Origin of the sequence: Roseateles sp., assembly GCF_031397715.1 — a bacterium.
In the GTDB taxonomy this organism is placed as follows: Bacteria; Pseudomonadota; Gammaproteobacteria; order Burkholderiales; family Burkholderiaceae_C; genus Paucibacter_A.
Window position 1 is genome coordinate 1 of sequence record NZ_JANNMI010000380.1, and the last position, 1,815, is coordinate 1,815.

Sequence of the window (1,815 nt, forward strand, 5' to 3'; positions counted from 1 at the left end):
GCAAGCGCTACTCGCACAGCTATATGGAAGCGCTGCCCGACTTCGTCAAGCTGGCCGAGGCTTATGGCCATATCGGTCTGGTGGTCGAGCAGCCCGGCGATGTCGAAGGCGCGCTGCGCGAAGCGATTCGTTTGAAGGACCGCACGGTCTTTCTGGACATTCGCACCGATCCGACCGAGAACGTCTGGCCGATGGTGCAGACGGGCAAAGGCATCTCGGAAATGCGCCTGGGGTCCGAAGACCTTTGAGTTGAACCAGCGAGGCCGGGGCTGAGGCGTTACCGCGCGCAGCCAGTGGCCTTGTGAAGTCAGCAAGAAGTAGTACCCACTCCCTTAAATCGAATAGCGTGGCCAAGAACCGTCAGTTACCGCTGTCGGTTTGAAGAGCGCGAAGGACGAGAAAAAAATGAAACACATCATTGCATTGCTGATCGAGAACGAGCCGGGCGCGCTGTCGCGCGTGGTGGCGCTGTTCTCGGCGCGTGGCTACAACATCGAGAGCCTGACCGTGGCGCCGACCGAGGACCCCTCGCTGTCGCGCATGACCATCGTCACCACCGGCTCGGACGAAGTGATCGAGCAGATCACCAAGCACCTGAACCGCCTGATCGAAGTGGTCAAGGTGGTTGACCTGACCGAAGGCAATTACACCGAACGTGAGCTGATGCTGATCAAGGTGCGTGCCGTCGGCAAGGAGCGCGAGGAGATGAAGCGCACCGCCGACATCTTCCGCGGCCGCATCATCGACGTGACCGAGAAGACCTACACCATCGAGCTGACCGGCGACTCATCCAAGCTGGATGCCTTCATCGACGCGATCGACCGCGCTTCCATCCTGGAGACGGTGCGCACCGGCACCAGCGGCATCGGCCGCGGCGAGCGCATCCTCAGAGTCTGATTTTTCTTCCCCACACCACCCCTTTTTTGAATTTTTCCTGGAGCACGATATGAACGTTTTTTATGACAAGGACGCGGACCTGAGCCTGATCAAGGGCAGATCAGTCACCATCATCGGCTACGGCTCACAAGGCCATGCCCACGCACTGAACCTGAACGACAGCGGCTGCAAAGTGACCGTCGGTCTGCGTCGCAGCGGCGCTTCCTGGGCCAAGGCCGAGAACGCCGGCTTGAAAGTCGCCGAGATCGCCGACGCGGTCAAGGCCGCCGACGTGGTGATGATGTTGCTGCCGGACGAGCAGATCGCCGAGGTCTACAAGAACGAAGTCGAGCCCAATATCAAGCAGGGCGCTTCGCTGGCCTTCGCCCACGGCTTCAATGTCCATTACGGTCAAGTCACACCACGTGCTGACCTCGACGTCTGGATGGTCGCACCCAAGGCCCCTGGCCACACCGTGCGCGGCACTTACGCCCAAGGCGGCGGCGTGCCGCATCTGATCGCCGTCTACGCCGACAAGTCGGGCAAGGCGCGTGATCTGGCCCTGAGCTACGCCTCGGCCAATGGCGGCGGCAAGGCCGGCATCATCGAGACCAACTTCCGCGAAGAAACCGAGACCGACTTGTTCGGCGAGCAGGCGGTTTTGTGCGGCGGTGCGGTCGAGCTGATCAAGGCCGGTTTCGAGACGCTGACCGAAGCCGGTTACGCGCCCGAGATGGCCTATTTCGAGTGCTTGCATGAGTTGAAACTGATTGTTGATCTGATCTATGAAGGCGGCATCGCCAACATGAATTATTCGATTTCCAATAACGCCGAGTATGGTGAGTATGTGACCGGCCCCATGATGTCCTGCTGCATGACCCACGCGCGCACCAGATGATTATTCTCCACAATGCCGACGAGCGAATTCCGGGTCCAGAC

The 1,815-nt window shown here is 60.1% G+C and carries 2 protein-coding genes and 1 pseudogene; all 3 read left to right on the top strand.

Annotated features, from left to right (window positions below; all coding sequences use genetic code 11):
• A partial coding sequence (locus RMO57_RS16420) for a thiamine pyrophosphate-dependent enzyme (protein WP_310388415.1) occupies positions 1-248 on the top strand: 248 nt, incomplete at its 5' end.
• A gap of 157 nt (positions 249-405) precedes the next feature.
• Positions 406-897 carry an acetolactate synthase small subunit gene (gene ilvN / locus RMO57_RS16425; protein WP_310388416.1) on the top strand — a complete coding sequence of 164 codons (492 nt, stop codon included), beginning with the start codon at positions 406-408 and terminating at the stop codon, positions 895-897.
• A gap of 49 nt (positions 898-946) precedes the next feature.
• A pseudogene (ilvC, locus tag RMO57_RS16430) lies at positions 947-1,735 on the top strand (ketol-acid reductoisomerase); the annotation flags it as partial.
• Between the last annotated feature and the right edge of the window lie 80 nt (positions 1,736-1,815).